4 protein-coding genes and 2 pseudogenes are annotated in these 4,390 nt (G+C 70.6%); 4 read left to right on the top strand and 2 right to left on the bottom strand.

Going from position 1 to position 4,390, the window contains the following annotated elements; translation table 11 throughout:
- Both BN4332_RS29380 and BN4332_RS29375 read left to right on the top strand, forming a co-directional pair.
- Window positions 1-733, top strand: a 733-nt coding sequence (locus BN4332_RS29380) for a zinc-binding dehydrogenase (RefSeq protein WP_066903335.1), incomplete at its 5' end; no start/stop codon positions are given.
- A 42-nt stretch (window positions 734-775) separates the two neighbouring features.
- Window positions 776-1,702 (top strand): alpha/beta fold hydrolase, encoded by a 927-nt coding sequence (locus BN4332_RS29375; RefSeq protein ID WP_066903332.1) that lies wholly within the window; start codon window positions 776-778, stop codon window positions 1,700-1,702.
- Between the two features lie 2 nt (window positions 1,703-1,704).
- Here BN4332_RS29375 and BN4332_RS29370 read toward each other — a convergent pair whose 3' ends face one another.
- Complete coding sequence (locus BN4332_RS29370) at window positions 1,705-3,057, bottom strand: flavin monoamine oxidase family protein (RefSeq protein WP_066903329.1); 1,353 nt, start codon at window positions 3,055-3,057, stop codon at window positions 1,705-1,707.
- Between the two features lie 27 nt (window positions 3,058-3,084).
- Between BN4332_RS29370 and BN4332_RS29365 the strand changes: the two are divergent.
- Window positions 3,085-3,714 (top strand): annotated as a pseudogene (locus tag BN4332_RS29365) (TIGR03617 family F420-dependent LLM class oxidoreductase); the annotation flags it as partial.
- Here the strand turns inward: BN4332_RS29365 and BN4332_RS29360 are convergent.
- Window positions 3,697-3,837 (bottom strand): annotated as a pseudogene (locus BN4332_RS29360) (NADPH:quinone oxidoreductase family protein); the annotation flags it as partial. The pseudogenes BN4332_RS29365 and BN4332_RS29360 overlap by 18 nt on opposite strands.
- Window positions 3,838-3,907: 70 nt before the next feature.
- Between BN4332_RS29360 and BN4332_RS29355 the strand changes: the two are divergent.
- The coding region (locus BN4332_RS29355) for an alcohol dehydrogenase catalytic domain-containing protein (RefSeq protein ID WP_160110952.1) at window positions 3,908-4,390 on the top strand (483 nt) is incomplete at its 3' end.

Below are 4,390 nucleotides of genomic sequence, written 5' to 3'. Positions count from 1 at the left end.
CCTCGACGGCGCGCCGATCGGCGGTGGCTTCTTCGGCCAGTCCAGCTTCTGCACCTACGCGATCGCCGGCAGCCGCAACGCGGTGGCGCTGGCCGAGCCGATCGACCCCGCCCTGGCCGCCCCGCTGGGCTGCAGCGTGCAGACCGGGGTGGGCGCGGTGCTCAATGTGCTCGCACCGCAGCCCGACGATGCCCTCGTGGTGTTCGGTGCCGGCGCGGTGGGCCTCTCGGCAGTGATGGGTGCCAGGATCGCGGGCTGCCGAACCATCATCGCCGTCGACCCGATCGACCAACGACGCATGCTGGCAAGCGAATTGGGTGCCACCGTGACAATCGACCCGACCACCGACGACGCCGCGGCCGCGGTGCTGGAGCTGACCGGGGGAGTGGCCGCCGTGCTCGATACCACCGCCAGGCCCGACGTGCTGGCCGCGGCCGTCGGAGTGCTCCGCCCCCGCGGCACCCTGGCGCTCGTCGGGCTGGGTGCGCTGACGGCCGAGCTGCCCGTCGCCGCCATCATGGGCAAGGGCCTGACCGTGCGCGGCGTGGTGGAGGGCGACAGCGAACCGCAGACCTTCATCCCGCGCCTGGTCGCTCTGCACCGTCGTGGCGAACTTCCACTCGACCGGATGGTGAGCCGCTACCCGTTCGATGACTTCGAGCGGGCGTGGGCCGCGGCCAAGGCGGCTGACGTGGTCAAACCGGTGCTCGTCACCGGCGCGGTAGGCTCGTAATTCCCCGTTTTCACCGGCAACGACGCCAAGGATCGGAGCATCATGACCCTTCCCCAGCTACCACCGGGACGCACCGTCGAGGTTCAGGCCGTCGACGGCGTGCGGCTGCATGCCGAGGTGTTCGGTCCCGAGGACGGCTACCCGATCGTGCTGGCTCACGGCATCACATGCGCGATCGGGGTCTGGGCGCACCAGATCGCCGACCTGGCCGCCGATTACCGCGTCATCGCCTACGACCACCGCGGGCACGGCCGCAGCGACGCACCGCGCGGGCGAGGTCGCTACAGCCTCAACCACCTGGCCGCCGACCTGGACGCGGTGCTCGACGCCACCCTGAACCCCGGCGAGCGGGCCGTCATCGCCGGGCATTCGATGGGAGGCATCGCGATCACGTCGTGGTCGCAGCGCTATCCGGCGCGGGTGGCGGCCCGGGCCGACGCGGTCGCGCTGATCAACACCACCACCGGAGATTTGCTGCGGGATGTGGAGCTGCTCCGGGTACCGGCGGCGTTGGCGTCTACCCGCATCCGGGCCGCCGGCTCGGCGATCAGGACGTTCGGCGGGGCCTGGATGCCGCGGATCACCGAGCGCCCGAACAAGCGTTTCGTCGCCCATCTGGCGGTGGGCCACGACGCCGAACCGTGGGTCGCCGAGTTCGTCTACCGGCTGTTCGTCGAGACCCCGGCCGCCGGCCGCGGCGGGTGGGCCCGCACGCTGGTCAACAGCATGGGGCCGCAACACATCTCACTCCGCAACCTGTCGGTGCCGACCCTCGTCATCGGCAGTTCCAAAGACCGGTTGCTGCCCATCAACGCCTCCCGCCGGATCGCCGCCGACGCCCCGAACCTCCGTGCGTTCGTCGAGATGCCGGGCGGGCACTGCGCCATCCTGGAATGCCCGTCGCAGGTGAATACGCAACTGCGGGCGCTCGCCGAATCGGTGGCCTTACCCCGGGCCTCGAGCCAGTAGGGTCAGGCGGTCAGCCGGGCGGCCACCTCCGCGGCGGCTCGCTGACCGGATCGCACCGCACCGTCGAGGAATCCGGTCCATTTGTCGGCGGTTTCGGTTCCCGCCCAGTGGATCGCGTCCACCGGCTCGCGAAGCCACCGGCCGTACTGCGTCCAGGATCCCGGCGGCACGGCGGCGGTCGGCCCGCCAGGTGCGAATCGTTCGGTACCCCAAGAGTGATCGATGTAGTCGATCGGCTCGAGCGCCGCATCGCCGAACAGTGTCGCGAAACCGGCGAGCGCCTGCTCGCGGCGCTGGGCAGGCGGTAGGCGGTCGAACGTGCGGGCATCGGTGAAGCCCAGCAGGATGCCCGGACCACCGTCGCCCGGGCCGACGTCGAAGGTGATGAACACCGGACCCTCATCCGAGAGTGCCTCGCCCGAGCAGCCGTTGGTGCGCCAGAACGGTCGTTCGTAGGCGGCGTAGGCCTTACTGAGGTTGCCCTGCGGCCAATGCGCGGCCAGCTCGGTGTAGGCCGTCGGCAGCGGCGGACTGAACTCGATGGCGGCGCGGTGCTGCGGCGGGATCGCCACGATCACGGCACGGGCCTGCGCCGCACCGGCCGGACCCGACACGGTGACGCCGCCGTCCGGGCGCCGCTCGATGCGGTTCACCGGGGCTTCGAGCACCACGCGATCACCGAGCTCCTCGGCGATCCGCAGCGGAATCTGTTGGGTGCCTTCGGGAAAGCGCTCCTGCTGAGCGCCGCCACGGACGTCGAGCATGCGATCCAGCCCGCCGGCGGCCTTGATGTACCGGGTGGCGTGCAGCATCGACACCTCGTCGGGCTCCGCACCCCAGGTGACCCGGGACATGATCGCCATCAGGTTGCGCGTCGAGGCGCCCGCCCCCACCGAGCGCAGCCACTGCTCGAGGGTCCGCCCATCGAGCCTCTCGGCGTTCGGGCTGTTCCACGGCTCGTCCACCCGGATCAGCCGGCACTGCCGCTCGAACCGCCATTGGATGCGGGAGACGTCGAACAGTTCCATCATCGACAGGCGTGGGATGGTGCTGCGATAGGACCGCACCCGCCCGTGCCACCGAATCAGGTTCTTGCCGCGGTCATAGGTGGGCACGGTGCGGCAGCCGAGCTCGCCGGCCAACGCCAGCACCGCATCCTGAGTGGGCCCGACGAACGTCCCGCCCAGGTCGACGGGCACCCCGGCGATCGTGGCCGTCGACGAGCGTCCGCCCACCCGGTCGCGACCCTCCAGCACCACCACCTGGTGTCCGAGCCGGACCAGGGCGCGGGCGGCGGACAGCCCGGCGAAGCCGGCGCCTACCACGACCACGTCGGTGCTGCCTGGGATGGTCACCTGTCTAGGCTCTCACGCGTGAAGGTCATGACAGCGTTGTTCGGGCCGCGAGATGCGATCGATCGGGCCGCCGCCCTGCGCGAGGCCGGCGCCAGTGGGGTGTTCACCTTCGAGGGGCCCCACGACGTGTTCACCCCGTTGACGCTCGCCTCCACGGTCGGCGATCTCGACCTGATGACCAATGTGGCAATTGCGTTTCCCCGCAATCCCATCCACCTGGCTCATCAGGCGATCGACCACCAGATCCTGTCCGGTGGCAGGTTCACCCTCGGGCTCGGCACCCAGATCCGCACTCAGGTCGAGAAGCGGTTTGGGGCGGAGTTCGACCGGCCGGTGGCCCGGATGTCCGAGTTCGTTGCGGCGCTGCGGGCGATCTTCGCGGCGTGGGACACCGGCGAACGGCTGGATTTTCGCGGCGAGTTTTACCGGCACACGCTGATGACGCCGACGTTCACGCCCCGGGACAATCCGTACGGTGCGCCGCCGATCTATGTCGGCGCGTTGGGCCCGCGTCTCACCCGCGCCACCGCGCAGTTCGCCGACGGCCTGCTGGTCATGCCGTTCGGGTCGAAGCGGTTCCTGCACGAGGCGACGCTGCCCGCGGTGCGCGACGGGCTCGCCGCGGCCGGGCGTGATGAGCGTGAGCTCGCCATCGTCNAATGCCACCCCGGCGGCGTGAACGTCGATCACCACGGCGCCGTCGTCGCCGGTGGGTTCCTCGACCTCGACCACCCGCACCGCGTCGGGACCATCGAGTTGGGTGATCTGTGCTGCACGCATGGGGTGTCTCCTTCTGGTGGGTCGCCGGCCAATTGTGACAGGTGTCAAGTGGGTGGCCTAGCATCACCGGATGCTCAACGCCCGCGCCGCGGTGCTGCTCGAGGCCGGAGCCGATCCTCGGCTCGTCGACGTCCAGCTCCGCGAACCTATCGGCGACGAAGTGCTGGTACGCATCGATGCCGTGGGCATCTGCCACACCGATGTGAGTGTGGCCGCGCGGTTCCGCAAGCCGCCGATGGTGTTCGGCCACGAAGGCGTGGGCACAGTGGTCCAGGCCGGCCCGGACGCCACACCACGGGTCGGTGACCAGGTTGTCCTCACCTTCGCCAGCTGCGGCGCCTGCGCCGACTGCCGGGACGGGGCCTCGGCGTACTGCGCCCACTCCACCGACCTGAACATGCGGGGTAGCCGCCGCGACGAGACCAGCGTGTTGCACCTCGACGGCGCGCCGATCGGCGGTGGCTTCTTCGGCCAGTCCAGCTTCTGCACCTACGCGATCGCCGGCCGCCGCAACGCGGTGGCGCTGGCCCAGCCGCTCGACCCCGCCCCGGCC

The sequence above is a fragment of the Mycolicibacterium houstonense genome, assembly GCF_900078665.2.
Lineage (GTDB): Bacteria > Actinomycetota > Actinomycetes > Mycobacteriales > Mycobacteriaceae > Mycobacterium > Mycobacterium houstonense.
This window is presented reverse-complemented; position numbering and strand designations above follow the sequence as displayed.

What these genes read in the sequence shown, in the direction of transcription:
- BN4332_RS29375 (WP_066903332.1), top strand. Translation starts at nt 776, where the DNA reads ATGACCCTTCCCCAGCTACCACCGGGACGCACCGTCGAGGTTCAGGCC.